This is a genomic window from Psychrobacillus syltrankelensis, assembly GCF_055454035.1.
The window spans coordinates 2,146,873-2,166,279 of sequence record NZ_CM144227.1; the positions used below are offsets into that span (position 1 = coordinate 2,146,873).

General features: G+C 34.9%; 20 protein-coding genes and 1 pseudogene. 8 read left to right on the plus strand and 13 right to left on the minus strand.

The genetic code is table 11. The annotated features are described in order from the left end of the window. Positions 1 to 111: 111 nt before the first annotated feature. The 3 genes from ACTSKG_RS10310 to ACTSKG_RS10320 are packed head-to-tail and all read left to right on the plus strand — an operon-like array spanning position 112 to position 4,104. A complete protein-coding gene (locus tag ACTSKG_RS10310) occupies positions 112 to 522 on the plus strand; it encodes a MarR family winged helix-turn-helix transcriptional regulator (RefSeq protein WP_464754549.1) in 411 nt (136 codons plus the stop codon). After that, positions 515 to 2,239 (plus strand): ABC transporter ATP-binding protein, encoded by a 1,725-nt coding sequence (locus ACTSKG_RS10315; protein ID WP_464754550.1) that lies wholly within the window; start codon positions 515 to 517, stop codon positions 2,237 to 2,239. Before ACTSKG_RS10310 ends, ACTSKG_RS10315 begins: the two co-directional genes overlap by 8 nt. Continuing rightward, a complete protein-coding gene (locus tag ACTSKG_RS10320) occupies positions 2,236 to 4,104 on the plus strand; it encodes an ABC transporter ATP-binding protein (protein WP_464754551.1) in 1,869 nt (622 codons plus the stop codon). Before ACTSKG_RS10315 ends, ACTSKG_RS10320 begins: the two co-directional genes overlap by 4 nt. Positions 4,105 to 4,281: 177 nt before the next feature. Here ACTSKG_RS10320 and ACTSKG_RS10325 read toward each other — a convergent pair whose 3' ends face one another. From ACTSKG_RS10325 to shc, 6 genes and pseudogenes are all read right to left on the minus strand, one after another. Next, a complete protein-coding gene (locus tag ACTSKG_RS10325) occupies positions 4,282 to 5,217 on the minus strand; it encodes an SDR family NAD(P)-dependent oxidoreductase (protein ID WP_464754552.1) in 936 nt (311 codons plus the stop codon). Positions 5,218 to 5,307: 90 nt separating this feature from the next. Beyond that, positions 5,308 to 5,877, minus strand: coding sequence for a TetR/AcrR family transcriptional regulator (locus ACTSKG_RS10330; protein WP_464754553.1), 570 nt, complete (start codon positions 5,875 to 5,877; stop codon positions 5,308 to 5,310). A 298-nt stretch (positions 5,878 to 6,175) separates the two neighbouring features. After that, entirely contained in the window at positions 6,176 to 6,364 is a 189-nt protein-coding gene (locus ACTSKG_RS10335; protein ID WP_464754554.1) for a hypothetical protein, read from the minus strand. 147 nt (positions 6,365 to 6,511) lie between these two features. Further along, positions 6,512 to 7,234 (minus strand): hypothetical protein, encoded by a 723-nt coding sequence (locus ACTSKG_RS10340; protein ID WP_464754555.1) that lies wholly within the window; start codon positions 7,232 to 7,234, stop codon positions 6,512 to 6,514. A gap of 44 nt (positions 7,235 to 7,278) precedes the next feature. Continuing rightward, a pseudogene (locus tag ACTSKG_RS10345) lies at positions 7,279 to 7,496 on the minus strand (hypothetical protein); the annotation flags it as partial. 70 nt (positions 7,497 to 7,566) lie between these two features. Beyond that, positions 7,567 to 9,489 carry a squalene--hopene cyclase gene (gene shc, locus ACTSKG_RS10350; protein WP_464754556.1) on the minus strand — a complete coding sequence of 641 codons (1,923 nt, stop codon included), beginning with the start codon at positions 9,487 to 9,489 and terminating at the stop codon, positions 7,567 to 7,569. 507 nt (positions 9,490 to 9,996) lie between these two features. Between shc and ACTSKG_RS10355 the strand changes: the two genes are divergently transcribed. After that, positions 9,997 to 10,365 carry a hypothetical protein gene (locus tag ACTSKG_RS10355; RefSeq protein ID WP_464754557.1) on the plus strand — a complete coding sequence of 123 codons (369 nt, stop codon included), beginning with the start codon at positions 9,997 to 9,999 and terminating at the stop codon, positions 10,363 to 10,365. 60 nt (positions 10,366 to 10,425) lie between these two features. Here ACTSKG_RS10355 and ACTSKG_RS10360 read toward each other — a convergent pair whose 3' ends face one another. After that, positions 10,426 to 10,686 carry a hypothetical protein gene (locus ACTSKG_RS10360; protein ID WP_464754558.1) on the minus strand — a complete coding sequence of 87 codons (261 nt, stop codon included), beginning with the start codon at positions 10,684 to 10,686 and terminating at the stop codon, positions 10,426 to 10,428. A gap of 141 nt (positions 10,687 to 10,827) precedes the next feature. On the opposite strand from ACTSKG_RS10360, the gene ACTSKG_RS10365 reads away from it, so the two are divergent. Further along, a complete protein-coding gene (locus ACTSKG_RS10365) occupies positions 10,828 to 11,049 on the plus strand; it encodes a small, acid-soluble spore protein tlp (RefSeq protein ID WP_464754559.1) in 222 nt (73 codons plus the stop codon). Positions 11,050 to 11,114: 65 nt separating this feature from the next. On the opposite strand, the gene ACTSKG_RS10370 is transcribed toward ACTSKG_RS10365, so the two are convergent. The 4 genes from ACTSKG_RS10370 to ACTSKG_RS10385 are packed head-to-tail and all read right to left on the minus strand — an operon-like array spanning position 11,115 to position 12,641. After that, complete coding sequence (locus ACTSKG_RS10370; protein ID WP_464754560.1) at positions 11,115 to 11,675, minus strand: hypothetical protein; 561 nt, start codon at positions 11,673 to 11,675, stop codon at positions 11,115 to 11,117. A 37-nt stretch (positions 11,676 to 11,712) separates the two neighbouring features. Beyond that, positions 11,713 to 12,018, minus strand: a complete 306-nt coding sequence (locus ACTSKG_RS10375; protein WP_464754561.1) for a hypothetical protein — start codon at positions 12,016 to 12,018, stop codon at positions 11,713 to 11,715. After that, positions 12,018 to 12,263, minus strand: coding sequence for a serine hydrolase (locus tag ACTSKG_RS10380; RefSeq protein WP_464754562.1), 246 nt, complete (start codon positions 12,261 to 12,263; stop codon positions 12,018 to 12,020). The genes ACTSKG_RS10375 and ACTSKG_RS10380 overlap by 1 nt, the downstream gene beginning before the upstream one ends. Positions 12,264 to 12,266: 3 nt before the next feature. Further along, positions 12,267 to 12,641, minus strand: coding sequence for a hypothetical protein (locus ACTSKG_RS10385; RefSeq protein ID WP_464754563.1), 375 nt, complete (start codon positions 12,639 to 12,641; stop codon positions 12,267 to 12,269). Between the two features lie 195 nt (positions 12,642 to 12,836). Between ACTSKG_RS10385 and ACTSKG_RS10390 the strand changes: the two genes are divergently transcribed. Next, positions 12,837 to 15,002 (plus strand): YhgE/Pip domain-containing protein, encoded by a 2,166-nt coding sequence (locus ACTSKG_RS10390; protein WP_464754564.1) that lies wholly within the window; start codon positions 12,837 to 12,839, stop codon positions 15,000 to 15,002. 119 nt (positions 15,003 to 15,121) lie between these two features. Here ACTSKG_RS10390 and ACTSKG_RS10395 read toward each other — a convergent pair whose 3' ends face one another. Next, a complete protein-coding gene (locus ACTSKG_RS10395) occupies positions 15,122 to 15,499 on the minus strand; it encodes a PH domain-containing protein (RefSeq protein ID WP_464754565.1) in 378 nt (125 codons plus the stop codon). A gap of 705 nt (positions 15,500 to 16,204) precedes the next feature. On the opposite strand from ACTSKG_RS10395, the gene ACTSKG_RS10400 reads away from it, so the two are divergent. Then, entirely contained in the window at positions 16,205 to 16,873 is a 669-nt protein-coding gene (locus tag ACTSKG_RS10400; protein WP_464758011.1) for a hypothetical protein, read from the plus strand. A gap of 304 nt (positions 16,874 to 17,177) precedes the next feature. Here ACTSKG_RS10400 and ACTSKG_RS10405 read toward each other — a convergent pair whose 3' ends face one another. Further along, positions 17,178 to 17,717, minus strand: coding sequence for a GNAT family N-acetyltransferase (locus ACTSKG_RS10405; protein WP_464754566.1), 540 nt, complete (start codon positions 17,715 to 17,717; stop codon positions 17,178 to 17,180). Between the two features lie 167 nt (positions 17,718 to 17,884). Between ACTSKG_RS10405 and ACTSKG_RS10410 the strand changes: the two genes are divergently transcribed. Next, positions 17,885 to 19,378 carry an MDR family MFS transporter gene (locus ACTSKG_RS10410; RefSeq protein ID WP_464754567.1) on the plus strand — a complete coding sequence of 498 codons (1,494 nt, stop codon included), beginning with the start codon at positions 17,885 to 17,887 and terminating at the stop codon, positions 19,376 to 19,378. The last annotated feature ends 29 nt before the right edge of the window (positions 19,379 to 19,407 follow it).

Genomic DNA, 19,407 nt, shown 5'->3' on the forward strand with positions numbered 1-19,407 from the left:
ATTTGGAACTATTTTAAATAGGACGAGGTGAGAAAAGTAAATATAAATAGGAAATACAGTGCTAAATCATCGGATTTTTTACATTTGTTTCGACGTGTAAATAGGGAATTGATGCAGTTTGTACATAAAACTGCTTTAGAACATGGCTTAACTGTTCCACAATATTCCCTGCTTATGACAATCGCACCGAATAAGGAAATAACACAAAAAAAATTAGGAGAGATTGTACAAATACCAAAAAGTACTTTGAGTCAATCAGTTGATGGTTTGGTTCAAGCTGGATGGATTGAGCGTGATCCTGTTCCTGATAACAGACGAGAAATGCAACTAATACTTAGTGAAAAAGGGAAAATTTTATATGAAACGATTGCTCAAAAAAAAGGGACCATTCACCAAGTAATTGATTCCGTTTTAAATACACTTACGGAAAAACAATTTGAAGAAATTCAAGCAACCCTTCTCCATATTGCCGATTCTTTAGAAAAAGAAACTAGTACAAAGGGGAACACTCAGAATGATTAAGCTTTTAAAACATCTTACCTTCTATAAGTGGATTATTATTGCAGTTTTTGGTTTAGTTTTTATCCAATCCATGTCAGATCTTTATTTACCGACTTTAATGGCAGATATTATAGATAATGGCGTTGTCGTTGGTGATACACCTTATATTTGGAAAATAGGCGGCTTAATGCTTTTAGTTGCCGCATTTGGAGCAATCGCATCGGTTGTTGCAAGTTTTTATTCGTCCAAAGCAGCAATGGGCCTTGGAAGGGATATTCGACGTAAAGTATTTAAACATGTAGAGCAATTTTCTTTGCAAGACTTTGATGAGTTCGGAACAGCATCTCTTATAACAAGAACTACGAATGATATTACCCAAGTTCAGCAAGTAGTTATTATGATGTTACGAATGGTAATAAGTGCGCCAATCATGTTTGTTGGAGGACTAATTATGGCTGTTTCCAAAGATGCCAAATTGTCTCTCACGCTTGTACTAACTATGCCTATATTAATAGGTGCTGTTTTATTAATACTTTATAAAGGTGTACCACTCTTCAAGATTGTTCAAAAACGACTAGATCGTTTAAATCTTGTATTACGAGAAAACTTAACTGGTATTCGAGTAATTCGAGCGTTCAATCGAGAAAAACAAGAAAAATCACGTCTTCAAGTTGCTAACAAGGAATTGACGGATGTATCCATTAAAGTAAACAAAGTGATGGCATTTTTAATGCCGGTCATGATGCTTGTGATGAATTTAACAGTTGTTGCTGTAATTTGGTTTGGTGGAATTCGCATTGATAGTGCTGCCATGCAAATCGGCGATTTAATGGCATATATACAATACGTTATGCAAATAATGTTCGCACTTGTAATGGCATCTATGATGTTCGTTATGGTCCCTCGTGCCGCAGTATCTGCAAACCGTATTAATGAAGTACTAAACAAAATACCGACTTCTTTAAACGAAGGGTCTAAAAAAGCAAATAAAGAACGAGGAACGCTTGAATTTGATCATGTATCATTTAGCTATCCAGGAGCAGAAGAACCTGCTTTGTCGAATATAAACTTTCAAGCCAAGTCTGGGGAAATTACGGCAATCATTGGGGGTACTGGTGCTGGTAAAACTACACTTGTCAACTTGATTCCCCGTTTTTACGATGTGGCAAGCGGGACAATTCGTGTAAATGGTGTCGATGTTCGTGAATCTTCGCAAGACGAAATACGATCGAAAATTGGTTTTGTTCCACAAAAAGCTCTTCTGTTTTCTGGAACAATTAAAGAAAATATTCGTTTTGGAAAGCAAGATGCTACACAGGAAGAAATCGAACATGCAGCTCGAATTGCTCAGGCGGAAGACTTTATTAGTAGAATGGACGAAGGATTTGATTCTGTCATTGCACAAGGTGGTTCGAATGTATCTGGAGGACAAAAACAACGCTTATCTATTGCAAGAGCTCTTGTCCGAAAGCCTGATATTTACATTTTCGATGATAGCTTTTCAGCACTCGATTTTAAAACAGATGCCAAATTAAGAGCAGCATTGAAAGACGAAACAAAAAATTCGACGGTTGTAATTGTTGCACAACGTGTAAGTACTGTTGTTGACGCCGATCAAATCATCGTACTTGATAAAGGTGAAATTGCAGGAATAGGGACTCATAAAGAACTTCTTGAAAACAATCGGGTATATCGAGAAATCGTTGAATCACAGCTCTCAGAGGAGGAAATCGCATGAGTAAGCATAAGAATTCGCGTCCTCAAGGCGGAAGTCCAATGGGACATGGTGGACCTGGCGGTGGGAACTTAATGATGGGTGGTCAGAAGGCTAAAAATTTTAAAGGGACATTAAAACGTCTTCTTACTTATTTAATGCCCCGTCGTAATCAATTAATTGCTGTTTTTATCGCCGCTATTTTAAGTACGATTTTTTCTATTGTAGGACCCAAAATAATGGGGAATGCGATTACCGAATTATTTAAAGGTGCATACGCAAAAATGACCAAAGTTCCTGGTGCTGCAATCGACTTTACTACAATTGGGAAACTTCTACTTCTATTAGTAGCTTTATATGTTATAAGTAGTTTATTTAGCTATATTCAACAATATATAATGTCGAGTGTTGCGCAGAAAACGGTTTATGATTTACGTGAAGAAGTAAACAATAAACTCGAAAAACTACCGCTTAAATATTATGATGGTCGACCAAACGGTGAAACGTTAAGCCGTGTAACCAATGATATTGATACGATTGGAAGTACACTTCAACAAAGTTTGACGCAGTTTATCACTTCCGTTGTTACCATTGTCGGTATTATTGTAATGATGCTCACGATTAGCCCAATACTTACTTTAATCTCTATTGTGAGTTTGCCATTATCCATGTTTGTGATCCAACCAATATTGAAGAGATCACAAAAACATTTTGCTGACCAACAAAGAACGCTTGGACAGTTAAACGGACACATCGAAGAAATGTATACCGGACATCAAGTGGTTAAAGTTTTTGGACATGAGAAAAAAGCGGTTGCTGAATTTGATGACGTGAATGAGAAGCTGTACGATGCTGGACGAAGAGCACAATTTATATCAGGTATTATAATGCCAATGATGTCTTTCATTGGAAACTTAAGTTATGTCGTGATAAGCGTGGTCGGAGGAATATTAGTTACTCAAAGTGCCATTCTTATCGGTGACATTCAAGCATTTATAACATATACTCGCCAATTTACTCAACCAGTTATGCAAACAGCTAATATTGCTAACATTATACAATCTACAGTAGCCGCAGCAGAACGAGTCTTTGAATTACTTGATGAGCAGGAAGAAGTAGAAGAAGTTACGACAGAACATTTAGCAAGAGCAAAAGGTGCCGTGACTTTTGAGCAGGTTGACTTTGGTTATGAAAATGACTTATTAATCGAAAATATGAATATTAATGTGTTACCAGGTCAAACGGTGGCTATTGTAGGACCAACTGGCGCTGGGAAAACTACGTTAATCAATTTATTGATGAGATTTTACGAACTAAATGGTGGTAAGATCACTATAGATGGTCACGACACTCGAAAAATGTCACGCACGGATCTACGAACAACATTTGGTATGGTTCTTCAAGATACATGGCTCTTTAACGGGACTATTAAAGATAATATCGCATTCGGAAAAGATGGAGCAACAGATAAAGAAATATTTGATGCAGCTAAAACAGCACGCGCAGATCATTTTATCCGTACTTTACCAGAAGGATATGATACCGTCTTAAATGAAGAAGCATCCAATATTTCACAAGGACAAAAACAACTTATCACAATTGCTAGAGCTATTCTTGCAAATCCACCTATTATGATTTTAGATGAAGCTACATCTAGTGTAGATACACGAACGGAATTGCTAATCCAACAAGCGATGAATCGTTTGATGGAAGGACGAACAAGCTTCGTCATCGCTCATCGACTTTCTACTATTAGAGATGCAGACTTAATACTAGTGATGAACCAAGGAAAAGTAATTGAACAAGGAACACATTCGGAACTCCTTGAAGAAAACGGATTCTATGCTGATCTTTATAACAGTCAATTTTCAACAAAAACAGCGATTTAAATACTAAGCTCTGTTAAACAATAATGTTAATATGAAGAAAACAAGACCATCACAATTTGATGGTCTTGTTCAATTAAAAGCCCCTCGTTAGTTTAGGTTCACAATTTCACAAAATCCTTACAAACTAATTATTTGAAATTATAAATCTTCCATGAATTCAAAAGAAAGACAATGCTATTATTGCCTTTTCTTCATCCAAGAAATTGTTTCTTGTATTCCTTTTCTATATGAAGTACGAGGTAAATAGTTAATTTCTTTTTCATACTTCTCTCCACTTAATTGGACTGGATTTTCTGTTAAATACATCATTTCAACCACTTCCTTCATAAAAGGTGAAAAGACTCCCATGAAGCGAATCATTATTTTTGAAACCTTCCGTACCCCTTTTTTGTACCCAGTTATATCACGTATAATGGTAATCAGCTCTTCACCTGTAATAGGGTGAGTTGATGGAATATTCCAGTTCTGATTAAATGTATCCGGTCGTTGAGCTAATTCAACCATAGCTTTTGCACCGTCAAACGTATAGAGAAACTCCCTATTTATTTTAGTGTTACCAACAAAATTTGCTTTTTTATTCTGTATTACGTTTTTTAGAGTTTCGTGGAGCATTGTATTTTCTGCATTTGGTCCATATAAATCAGGCATATGAACTACTAACGCAGGAACATCACTTTCCTTCAATTTATTTTCCATTGCTAGGCGAATTTTCCCCTTTTTAGTGTGTGGCTCCTTTCTCGACTTTTCTGTCACAATCGGCTCAGATTGCCTTCCGTAAGCGTAAATGTTATCTACAAGAGCAATTTTTGCCTGATAATTTTTTGCAACCTTTATCATTATTTCTAGACAGGTAGGATGCATTTTATGCCATTCTTGATAAGGAAAACTGACTGCATGAAATATCACCTCCACCCCTCTTGCTGCCTCCAGCATCTCACTTTCGTTTAATGCATCCCCCGGAAAGATTGTCACATTGGAGTGAGTTTTAAATAGCGATTCTAACTTTTCCTTACTTCTAGAGAAGGCAATAACATGCACATTCCTAGAAACTAATTCACAAACTAATGCATAGCCCATACCACCTGATGCCCCTACTACTAATGCTTTTTTCACCCTTAAATTCCCTCCCTTTAATTAACCAATGGTCAATAAAAACAAATTTTTTTTGCTCTAAATCAAAATATTGACTTAGAGCTTTGATACTTAAGTTAGAGCTTTGAGTATAAAATCTACGTGTACATGAGCAGCCTCTTTTGCTTCCTCAAAACTAAATACATATCCCCGATAATGAGAGACAAAGCCATGTAAGGCTATAAATGCAGAATAAATATCTTTTATCAACAATTTCTTGCTAGATAAAGATTGAACAGACTGAGCAAAATTTTGGTAGCTACGATTGGCAGTTTCCTGAGATAACCCATCTACTTCAGTGTTTCTTATCATAAACATGACTTCATACTGACTTTGGTGGTTTAAACCAAATTCAATAAAACGAAGAAAAATATTATAAAGTTTAGTTGAATTATCCTCATGGCCATTAACAGTATCCTCTAAAACGTTATTCAATTCCAAAAAATATTCCTCTACAATAACATAAAATAATTCTGCTTTATTTTTAAAATGATAATAGATTGCCCCATGACTACAACCGAGTTCTTTAGCGATACTCCGCATAGTTACTTGATGAAATCCCTTTCCGATAAATTGATTTCGTGCTTCATTTATAATCATTTCTCTAGTAAGTTCGTGGGATGTTGGTTTGCGTGGCAACATTGTCTCCTCCATTATTTAACCATTGGTTAATTAAAGTATATGCAAATATTTTAAATGTTGCAACTACTGTAGATTGGAATTTTTTTCTTTTGTTTTAATTATTGAAATTCACTCTTTTTTAAAAATCTTTTCTTAATCAACTAACCTTCCGCATTAGTTTAATAAAGAAAAAGAGCCACCTATGCAGCTCCATGACCTTCAAGTAATTTCAAGTAATGCCTCGTTAGTGAAAGAAGCTGCTGCTGCTGCTCTTGTTGTGCACTCGCTCCTATTTATATAAATAATGTCATAACAATTATTACGATAAAAACCAACGTGAAGAATTTACCTTACCTCTTGTTATAAGAGAGCGCCTTACAAATGCCTCATCTACTTTAGGTTCCTCTAAACATGCTGGTTGAAACCATAAACGAATAGCCTTTTTTGTCCAAATCGAAATAGTATAGAATGCAATGACTACGATAATAAATAAAATTGTTTGAAACATATAATCCCCCTCCTGCCGCGTTAGTCAAAAAGGTTCAAAAAAGTGCGTTTATCCTTCTTGGATCAACGCACCCTTTAGTACTTAAAATCGTTCATTTCCATTCACTAGATCCTTAAATCAGATTAAGTGAATGAATATGAAAAATTACTACTCAGTAGCTCTAAATTCTACTTTCCATCTAGGAATAAAATTAATCTTTTCAGCTTGATACATATTATCTTTGAACATATAAGTAATATGAATTTCACCTAAAGATCCCCCAGCAGGTGCTATTGAAGCATCTACTATAGCTACTAATTTATTTTCAATAACTTTAAACTTAAAAATACTTCCAAAAGCTACATTTTCAAATAGGTGTGATGGAACAATTCCTAGCTCCTCAACGTTAATTTTGGTTGTATTGTTACCAATAGTAATGGTCGCTTCTGTTTTGCTTGCTTTAGTTTTTACATTCTTATTAAGAATAGCCATCGGGTTATCGACAAGTATCTCTAATAAATCTCCATTATTTTCATGAAACACATGAACTTCTTGTATTACTATTCCACTTCCTGTATCTGTTGTTAAAACAATAATTATTTCTTTTTTGCCATCATTATTAATATCACTGTAATAGAGTCCTGGGTAATATGTTGGATTAGTTACATTCAACCATCTTGGAAAAAAGTAGGTATTTCCTTTCACTTTGAGTTTAAAGTTTGTTAAATCAGTTGTTAAATCACCATCTTTTTTTTCAGAAGCATGTAATGTAAGATCAGCTTCCGGTAATTGTCCAACAACCTTTTCTCCTGTAATGGCATCGGTCACCATAGCCATTGAAACTAATATTATTAATAATATTGGCGTCAATTTTATCAAAAAGCTTTTCATAATATTCCTCCACTTTTTGAATAGTATGATAGAAGCTTCTATTGTTATTCATGGATATCCAGTTCTGAAGTATAAAGAAAAAGCTGCCCAAATAAGGCAGCCGGTTCTTCAAATAAATCAACGGTTAGGTTTGTTAGAACACTTGGTCCTAACTTATTTGTTTTGGAATTTGAGAGACGCACATGAACTTCGACATTCTTCATTTCTGCTGTAATTAATCAATTCGTCCAACCCAACTTGATACATTCTCCTCTGGGGTTGGAATACTATCACATTTAGAAGTCTTTAATATATACCGTTTGAACCATAGAATGGTATGTCACCGTTCATACCTATTCGTTCTTGAGAGTGAAGAGGCTTTCATTCGGAAATTTTTTTTGATAATGCGCAAGAGCAAGTAGAGGGAAAATATATCGATAACTATGATAATGAATATAGAAACTTCCAGCCATTCCCTGTCCTTTTGGATAAGATGTTGTCCAGTCATCCTTATCATTATTTTCTAAAATATATTTGATGCCAGATATTATTTCTGGTGTTAGTTCATTTTCAGCAGCAATAAGCGCATCCACTGCCCAGGCTGTATGAGTTAACGTACTGTTTCCTAATGGAACGTACGTTTTCATTTTATCGCTATTACAAGACTCTCCCCATCCGCCATCCGGATTTTGAATATCACGAAGCCATTTGACTGATTTTAGAATAGAAGGATGGTCCGATGATATTCCTGATGCATCAAGCCCGGTTATAGCAGCCCAAGCACCGTAAATATAACATATGCCCCATCGGCCATACCACGATCCATTCGGTTCTTGATGATTGAATAACCAATTTACTCCTAACTTTATAGAGTCGTGACTCTTCTTTAAGTTAGTGAAATTCCCGAAAAACTCCAATGTTCTTCCTGTTAAATCTGCACTTGATGGATCTGCGAGTAAATATTCAGCATCTTCAATTGGAATCATAGACAAAATGCTACTATTCACCCCTTTTTCGAATGATGGCCATCCTCCATCATCATTTTGCATTGTAAATAACCATTGGATTCCTCTTGCCCAAGATGTTTGGAACTTGGTTTTTTTATTAACAGTTTTGCTTATTGACCTTAAGGATGCCGTAGTATCATCAATATCTGGGTTCAGAGTATTTACAATTGAGAAACCCCATCCCCCTGGAAGACTATCTGGATTATGTATGACCCAGTCCCCATATTTATCATGCTGTCGTGTTAATAAAAAATGGTTTGCTTTTTTAATAACGGGATCTAATTCGGAAACACCTGCTTCTTGCATGGCATAACTAATTAAGGAAGTATTCCAAACCGTTGCTGTTGTAAATTGCATATGAGTCTTCCCGTCAATTTTGCATTTCATAGATTTTAATCCATTTACCGCATGAATGATTGTTGGATGATCTTTCTTATATCCAAGGGAAAGCAACGAGAAAATTAGCAGAAATGTCGAGCTAAAGTAACTGTATAAAGTGCCATCTGGTTCAATTCGATCCAGCATATACTGTTTTGTCTTTTCTATCGCAAGTTCCTTAATTGGCTTTGACAAACCAATTAGATCCCCAATTCTCTTTTCAATGGATAAAAGAAAAGGTCTCCATTCATTTGAGAGTGTACTAAATAAATAATCGTTATCCCACGGGTTGTGGTTCATAATATATAAATCTGAAATGTTTGGGCTTTTATTTGTTTTAATTATGTATTTCTTATCAGCGAGAATCATGAGTGGAGCGATATTCGCTCTACCAAAGACAGACAGGTCGAAAAAATTCATTGGAAATACGTGTGGTAGTAGAACAAATTCTGTCGGGATAGTAAAAATTTTTGCCCATGAAAATTGTCCAGTTACTGCCAGCATAACTTTTGTTAGCAAATTACTTTTTTCTATTCCCCCATTTGATAAAATAAACTGCCTTGCTTTTTGTATTCGTACATCATCTTGAGAACAATAGCCGGAATATAGAAGGGCGTAATAAGCTTCAATCGTGGCAGCTACATTACCGTCATCTTCTTCATCATAAAACAGCTTCCAAGCCCCACTATCTTGCTGTTCGCTTAAAATCCGATCTACTAGTTCCGTTATTAATTCTTCATCATCAATAGTTAATGAACGCAATAAAATAATCATATAGGCATCCGTTGTAATACCTGTTTCAAAAGGATAATCCCAAGTTCCTATCTCAGATTGGTCCTTCTGCAAGATGCATATAATTCGTTTAATTTCATCTGATAGTGTACCATTCACAAAACTCGCCCTTCCTATAGCATAATTTCAGTACATCTAAACATATTCGGTTAGTTTTTAAAAAATGCGAGGGTTAATTAAGTATCTATCAAGCTACTTTAGTTATCTAGTTCGACACATGAGAAGTATTCCGACAAGAAGATCTGTTCAGTTATGATTTTAATAAAACATACAAATGAGCCCAAATTCGAATATGAATTGGGATCAGTTTGTTTTTGTTAGGTTGGAAAGCGAAACACAAGAGGTCGGACAATGAAAAAGTAGATTTTGAAATGTAAATTTTCTCTTCTTTATCTTATATTGGTCAGAATAGCGTCCGCTAAACTCCTGCTGGAAAGCGGACTGAACAACGCCTTCAAGTACAATTGGGCCAGGAGGTTCGATGGTTCGTCCGCGGAAACGAGTGTCTTTTTCTAGACTTATCACTGACACTCTTTTTTGTTGTGTATAAACTTTTCATTCTATTTATATACTAAGAAGAAATAGATTCGGTATGGAGGGATGACTTTGAATAAAGTAGAATTTAAACAGTATTTTGATATTGGATATAAAGAAATGATTTTCAAAGCAAATAATGATGAAACAATTATCTGTATAAAAAATACGTACTCAGTGCCTTCCTCGATGATTTCATCTTTTATAATTCATATAAATGGAACATTATTTGAAGAATCAAGATGGGCTTTCTTCTTTAAAGATTTAGTAGAAACTAGAACAAACATTAGAGAAAATGTCTATATTGCGCTAGATAGGTATGAAGTAGATCCAGAATATTTTGATGAAGAAGAATTTATTCAACACTTAATTGATGAGACAACCGAAAAAATAGCAGAAACAGATTTAAATACTACTTTAAATGAAATGGAAGTTTATTAAACTATGTACCAAGACCCATTTCGTTATTAATGAGTCTTTGTATGAAATCTATAGATGAATTTAATGGACCATATTTAATCTTTCTTTATCTTCCTTTAGCTGTTGCTGAAGTGACATGATAGGGTCCAAATCTCCTCTTGTTTGGATGGCCATTTGGACCGATCTTTCTGCGTGTTCAATCATGTCCTGTGCATTTTGAATAAACTGTTCTGTTGGGTTCGTTAGAGCTTGCCCTACAGCAAATGTTACATTATCCACGGAATTGTGCAACCTGGAAATAACATTATCTTCTTTCCAGCTCATTTGAGTATGATCTACCATTGGAATTCCTCCTTAAAATCAATTGTTCGTCTTTACTATGGCAATATCACCTCGTTTTTATTCATTCAAATTTCCCTTAATAGTTTTTATAGTTCTGGGAATAATACTTCTTGCAAGACTTTTTATGAAGGAGGAAACAAAGTGCCAAATACTAGCCAAAGACCAAATGATTTAGCGAACAATAAAGAAAGACTAAAAAAAACAATTAATAATATGGAAGCAGCTGAAGAAGCAATGAATTTTGCAGAAGGAAAAGAACTATCTGCAATCAAAGAGAAAAACGAACGTCGTAAGGATAGCATTGACGTTTTACAGAGAGAAGTAAAAGCTGAAGAGAAATCAAAAATTAATGGTTATATTTAATTTATAAAAAAATACAAAATACCCCATTAGTTCATACAACTCCTGGGGTATTTTCCATCCTTCATTTATTCTTCCACATAAACAAGAGGTATGCTCAATCCCCTTACTTTAGAATTTAAACTTCCTTGAATATTCTTAACAAAACTATTTTGTTTCATCGTTAGCATTTCCCCATCTTTAAATAGAAATTCATAATACGATGTTTCTTTATCCTCTGGTAACTTCTCATAATAAAGTAACTTATCGAGCTCTTTCCAATCATATACCTGATTTTCCCTAGAAAAAAGTGTTCGATAAGAAATTTCATCGTCTGATAAAGTTACATACGATAACGAAGCAATGTAAAAAGTTAAGCTACAAAGAATAAAACAAAGAATTCCAACACTAACTGTCCACTTTCGCACATCATATAACCATAGCAACCCACATCCAAGAACTAGGAAAAACACCCCAACACCAAATGCCACATAATTCTCCCCAGGAACATAAGAAAGCCAAATTCCTCTCTTATCATATAGTGTATAAACAACTGCTAAAGGTACTATTATCAAAAAAACGGGTGACAATAAAGCTATACAAGCTCCTATTGCCATAAAAATATGCCTTGTATCATATCTTCTATACACACCAAAACCACCTTTCTACTCAACTACTCCAAATAATCTATATAATTTCTATAAAATTTTGTATTATTTTTAAAGGTAGTAAACTATTTTCATATATTTCACTCGTGATAATTATGACCATTTCTTTTCTTGGAAAAACAATAATATACTGTCCTCCAAAACCTAGAGCAAAATAATATGTATTTTTCACGGAAAACTCTTGGGCTTTGTCTAACTTATTAACCCACCAATGCATCCCATAATGCCCAATTGACTCATAAGTCTTCAAATTGGGTGTTGTGGACTCATTTATCCAGTCTTCCGAAATAATTCTTTTATTGTTATAGATTCCTTTTTGTAACATTAATCGACCTTTTTCATCATATCTTCCGCTTTTAGGACGAGTCCATCAGCTCCTTTGTTAATCCTCATATTATCTGTGTACCAATGAAATGCATGAATGCCTAACGGTTTAAACAAATATTCATTTGCAAATTCTTCTGTTTTCATATTTGTCGCTCGTTGCAAAACAGCAGACAAAATATGGGAACTACCTGAATTATAGTTCATATGAGTTCCAACGGGGTGTATCAATGGACGATCTAACACAAATTACATTATATTAGGATGAAAAATCATAGGAGAAAAACATTTCCACTCTCCAAATTCAGGAAAATCTAACCCATCAGTCATCGTTATAAGATGATAAAGACTCAGATCCATCTTTCGCTTGTCTGACTGCCACTTAAAAATCTCCGAAAAAAAAGAATGGACAGGCAGATGAATAGATTCTAAATATTGTTTTTCCAATGCAATCCCTATAAGAATAGAAAGCACGCTTTTTGTACAAGAATTAATCTTATGCAATTTATCCCGTTGCTTATTATTTTTATAGTATTCAAAAACATTTTTACCGTGTTGATTTACAAGAAAAGCATTAATCTTTTCCTTCTTCAATTCTTTCAGTAACAATTCAAACTCTATCATATAAAATACCTCTTCTTATACTTTCATTAGATAAGTAAATTTTACACAATTCAAAAAATTCCTCTTTTAATTATATACGGTAATATTTGGGTATTCAACCTTTTTCGATTAGTACCTATTTGTTGGGGTATACTGTGAAATAATTATTCAATATCAATCTTTCTTTCTCGGAGGTGAACCGATATTAAAAACAGTTTGAGTATCTTTAGGACTGACCTTCAAAACATTTGTAGGAACTGGGTAGCCGCTATACTTATCGGTGGTTTAGTTTTTTTACCTTCCCTATATGCATGGCTTAATATTTATGCTTCCTGGGATCCTTATTCTCATACTGATCAACTCCCAGTTGCTATTGTAAATGAGGACATAGGGGCAACAGTTCGCGGAGAAAAATTAAACGTAGGAAATGAACTAGTGAACACATTGAGAAGTAATCACGACATGAAATGGTCCTTCACCTCTCGAAAAATAGCTATTGAAAAAGTAGAATACGGCGATTATTTCGCAGTCCTAATTATTCCTTCCAATTTTTCAGAAAAACTAGCCTCTGTCGCATCTGATAATCCCGAAAAAGCAAATATTGAATACTATGTGAATGAAAAAATTAACTCCATTGCTCCGAAAATAACTGAAAAAGGTGCAAGTGTGATTGTAGAGAAAGTTAGTAGTCAATTCATCTCAACAATCAATGGTATCATTTTTACTCTCTTCAATAATTTAGGAATTGAAATTGGGAAAGACTTGCCCGATATAAGAAAATTTGAAAATTATGTGCTGGAAGTACAAAAAAAATTACCTCATATACATGAATTGCTTACAAGCGCTCAAAATGATTTGGCATCCTCCCAAACCATTATCAAAACAGCACAATCTTTTATGCCACAAGTTAATGAAGTCACAGCTGAGGGTATTAAAACGATTGAAAGTTCCCTAACCTTATTATCCAAAGCACAAAAACGTTTAAACAGTATTGCTCCAGTAATAGAAAATGATTTAGAGAAAATATCAAACATAGCAAAAAATACGAATGAATTTCTTCAGGCAGTCCAAACTGTCAAACCAAATTTTGCAGAGTTGGACAACCTACAGAAGAATCTCGACAATAAGATGAGGATCTCTATTCAAACCATCAATTCCATAGAAGAAGACCTCAATTGGTTAAATAATATAAACTATCCAGAAACCCAAACCTCTATACCAAAAGAACAACAAGAAAAACTGACAGATGCAATCCATAAAACAGCTGATTTAAAAGCATTCTTAAAAGAAATGCAAACGAATACAGGTGCACTAAATGAACTTTTAAAAACTAAAGAGCAACTACCACCAAATACCTTGCTTGACTTACAAGAAATAGCAGAGAACACCTCTATCCAATTAGATGCTTTCATACAAGAATACAAAAAGACCATTGAGCCAACCATTCTAATAGAAATAAATTATGCGAAAAATACATTACTAAACGCAAAAGGTCTTCTTACAAATATCCAGGCCACTTTACCCCAAGTAGAACGAATTTTAGGAAGTACAGATGCCCATTTAAAAGACGGGGAAAAAACTTTAAACCATGTGATTTCACAGTATCCATATATAAGTGATGAAGTGAATAAGTTAGCGGAGAGAATAAGGAAAGTTCAGGGAGAAACTGATATTAATGAAATTGTACGGTTACTTCGAAATAATCCAGAAGCAGAACGTAGTTTTTTTGAGGAACCTATCGTTTTAAATGAAAAAAAGCTTTTTCCTATTGCAAACTATGGCACAGGAATGACCCCTTTCTACACAGTACTTGCTATTTGGGTTGGTTGTTTACTCCTTATTTCACTACTTGCTACAGATGTTAATCTGAAAATTATAAGCAAACGTGAAATGTATTTTGGACGGCTACTAACATTTTCAGCGATTGGTATTCTTCAAGCATTGATTGTGACTGTCGGAGATATTGTCCTATTAGGCGTGGTCATCAAAAATCCATACTGGTTTGTGCTGTTCGGATTCCTAATTAGCTTTGTTTTTATGTCCATTGTATACACACTTGTCTCAGTATTTGGAGATGTGGGAAAAGCTTTTGCAATAGTTATGCTCGTTTTGCAGATTGCAGGATCTGGCGGGACTTACCCAGTAGTATTATTACCTAAGTTTTTTCAATTGATTAATCCATTCTTACCTTTCACTTATGCCGTTAGCTTAATGCGAGAAGCAGTAGGTGGTATGGTTGCGCAGCGAGTCATACAAGATATTTTATTTCTCTTATTAACTGGAATTGTATTTATATTATTTGGCATTTTCCTAAAAGAAAAAGTGAATCGAAAAACAAGAGATTTGCTAAATAAATCAAGAGAATCAGGCTTATTTCATTGAGAGTAACACGCTTTTTAAGCGTCCCTTGTCTACACTATTACCTGGAATTTTGAATCATGAAGTGACTGAGTTACTTCATGATCCATTTTTCCACATAGTATTGTGGAGAATGTTTTTAGTTACTTCAACACATACTGTGCCAGTACACTTTGTACTTTGTATATGTTCAGTGATTTATTGAACTTCTTTTGCACGGGGGTTGGGCTTCCTGAAAGCCAGACTTTTAACTCTGCGTCAAGATCAAATGTTCCTGCAGTTTCAATAGAGAAGTGAACAATACTTTTATAAGGTATGGAATGATACTCCACTTTCTTGCCACTCATTCCTTGTTTATCAATTAATAGTAATCTTTTATCCGTGAAAACAATTAAATCCCGAATAAGTTTATATGCATGCTCTACCTTTTCACTAGTAGCCAGCAGTTCCACCAATTCTTTCTCCACTTTATCTAATTCTAACTCTGAGGCATTTCCCATTAATCCATCAAATAGTCCCATTGTAATTCCTCCTTTTAGTAGACAAAATATTCCGATTAATATACGAGCAATTATACATATTAAATGATGAAACATCCAATTATTTAAGAATAGTGCAATCTCCATTTAAATACAAAACCTATTCCCAATCCTTTCCGGAGGGCTTTGGATAGTCTTGAGCTACATCATTACCGAAAAGAGAGGCAGGTCGTGACTGCCGTCACGACCTGCCTCTCTTTTCGGTAATCTTATGGCTATCGTCTGTCCATCGCTCTCCTCCAAGTTTAGGAATAAGTTTAAACCCTTTTTGGATAATGAAAGAAAAGATTCTTTCTTACTCATACAGGAAACTCCCGAAGATACAATTTCGGGAGTTATTTTAATTCTTTATTTGATGTATGCTTCTTATTTTTCACCAGCGTATTCCTACATAGAAGTTTACCTTTAGTTGATTGGAGTGGAAGGCGACGAATCCTAGGGGATTAACAAGCAAATCAAGACCCTGGACTGAGCACGCGAGGGAGTCGGATTGCCCCCTGTAAAACGTCCACCTGCAGTGGAAATCAACCTGTTTGTGGCCTTATATGCTTTCTTATTCTGTTAAATAAGTATAATCGGTAAGTTTCATATGCATTTTAATCACAATTTTGATTGACTCTGAGTATTCTATCTTATACCCCATTTATGCCAGGGAAATTAGATAAAATAGTAGGAGTGAATAAAAAAGTGTATCCTTACTCAAATATATATTCCCAATCTCCTCATGTAATTGGTTATAGGATTCCATACTCTCAATATACCGCTCCAGTTAGATACTTGTTACAAAAAATGCCATACTCTTATAATAACTACTATATAAGCAAGGCCAGCGTAGATTTTATAAGTATGAATCGACTTCTTTGGATGGAGCATGTCAACTGGACGAGAATGACGATTACAAGCATTGTGTTCCACTTGCCTGATTTACAATTTGTTCAGGAACGACTCTTAAGAAACGCAACCGATTTGGGAAATTGTATCCGCCCATATTATGGCGATAAAATTGCAGATCAATACGCTGCTTTAATAAAGGAGCATCTAGTGTTAGCAGCAGAATTAGTAACAGCTGCCGTTAAAGGAGATACTAAGCAGGCGGATGAAAAAGAAAAGGCCTGGTATAAAAATGCGGATGAAATTTCTACATTTTTAAGCAATATTAACCCTTACTTAGGAATAGAAGATGTTAGAAAAATGTTTTATACCCATTTGGACCTAACAAAATTAGAAGCTGTTTGTATGATTCAGAAAAACTATAAAGAAGATATTGAGGTTTTCGATAAGATTGAAGCGGAAGCCTTAGAAATGTCAGATATGATATCAGAAGGGATTATCATGCAATTCCCTCATAAGTTCTGATGAAAAAGGAGACCAAAATCAATTTCTTGAAACCCCATGTAGGCACTTCGTATAGAAGAACCTACATTTTTTTATCTATGTTAAGTTAGCTAATGTTCATCAGGTCCATAACTTCTTATTTCAAGAATTTACACAATAATTGGATCTACAAGCTTACTATATACCTCTTGATAGGCTGATATACTAAGTAAAACTCACTCTTTCAAGTGGTTGATGTTTGTTAAATGTGAATGATTAGCTCTTGATCATTCGGTATATATGACTAGATTCCAACGCTAGTAGTCAGTATTACGTTCCCTTCTTCTTAACGCATTAATTGATAAACTATCATACAAAATTCCTTATTGTTAGTATAACCTTGTTCATTCACTCTACCTATTTCCACAAAATTGCACTTCTCTAATAGAGAGATAGATGGCCTATTATTCTCCTCCGTATAAGCTTGTATCTTCTCTAAGTTCATAAGTTTAAAACCATATTCAATTACACTTAATAATGATTCTCTCATCAACCCTCGACCTTGATATTCAGGATTAATTCCATAACCTAGTTCCCCACTTTTTTCTTCCTTGTTTAGGTTCCAAATGCTTATAGTTCCCATCACCTTTTTTAATTGTTTATGTTCAAGTGCCCAAACTATCCATTTCTTTTCATTGATACCTTGATCCATCTTTTTCATATAGGCAATGGTATCATCAATATTTCCATCTACTTTTGTATCGGTAAATGTATGCATTTTGGAATCTTTTCTCATGGCATACAAATCATGCGCATCATTTTGCTCTATTCTTCTTAATATAAGATTCTTCGTTTCCAAAATAGGAAAGGATTCGAAATTCATCATATAGACACCGTCTTTCTTAGGTATTATCGGTTAAAATAAGTTAATGCCTCTTCCTTTTCTTTACATTTATTTTATCGGCTTTTCTCCTTACTTTCTTTACTCAGCTATTTAACGGTGGTAAACTACAAAATAGGAATTTAGTACCGTAAAGGGGTGGAGAGTAAAGTATGAAGAATGAAACAAAGGTAAAGCCTGTTATGGCGGCACTATTGTTAGGAATATTTATGGCTTCTTTGGATAACACCATTGTCGCTACAAGTATGGGTTCAATTATTGGCGATTTAGGTGGTATGGACAAATATGTATGGGTTACATCCGCTTACCTAGTTGCAGAGATGGCAGGAATGCCGATATTCGGAAAACTATCCGATATGTACGGTCGAAAGAAATTTTTTATCTTCGGAATAATGTTATTTTTAATCGGCTCGATACTGTGTGGGACTGCCCAATCTATGGTTCAATTGTGTATTTTCCGTGCTATTCAAGGAATTGGTGGTAGTGCACTAATGCCAATTGCTTTCACTATAATTTGGGATGTTGTCCCTAGTGAGTCACGAGGAAAGATGAGTGGGTTATTTGGAGCGGTGTTCGGGTTATCCAGTATAGCAGGGCCTTTATTAGGCTCATTTATTACAGATCATATTCATTGGCGTTGGATTTTTTACATTAACATCCCTATAGGTCTCCTTGCTTTAGGTCTTATCACTTTATTTTACAATGAGTCTAAAACACATACTCGTCAAATTATTGACTGGGCTGGTGCCATATTCCTTGTAAGCTTTTCTGTATCTCTTATGTTCGCACTTGAATTAGGAGGAGATACGTATAGCTGGAGCTCGTGGCAAATTATTTCGTTATTTGCTATATCCGCTGTTTGTTTTGTTGCATTTTTAATCATAGAAAAATACGCGAAAGATCCCATTTTACCATTTGATTTATTTAAAGAACGTTTATATACTACTAGTGTTTTAACCGGAATGTTCTATGGTGGCGTATTTATGGTTTCTACTATTTATATACCGCTCTATATTCAAGGTGTAACAGGTGGAAGTGCTACGAACTCAGGCTTATTACTGTTACCGATGATGGTAACATCTAGTGTAGGAGCAGCCACAGGTGGTGCTTTGGCTAATAAGTTTAGCTATCGATCTATTATGATCATTTCGAGTATTCTCCTTGGAGCTGGGGCAATTTTACTTGGAACTTTAGAGCCTTCCACCCCTCGTTGGATGTTAACTATCTATATGATGATAGTAGGACTTGGTGTTGGTCCTTCCTTTTCGATTCTTGGTATGTCTGCTATTCAAAAAGCTCTTCCTCAACAAAGAGGTAGCGCCAGTTCAACGAGTAGTTTCTTACGCGCTTTAGGAATGACACTTGGAATTACTATTTTTGGCGTAATACAAAGAAATAGTTTTATTTCAGGATTACCAGAGTCATTTAAACAGAATGTTGTTGGCGGAAATAGTCGTGCAATTTTATCTCCTGAATTACGTGCTAAAATTCCTGCAGACGTTTTAAATAGAATTACAGAAGTTTTATCTGACTCTCTTACTACTACATTTTTATGGACACTCGTTCCTCTTGCAGTTGCGTTTGTTTTTATAATCTTAATGAGTAAAGAGAAATTATCTGATTCACAGATGTTTCAGGATAAATAAATTCATCTAAAAACTTAAAAGGTTCCAGA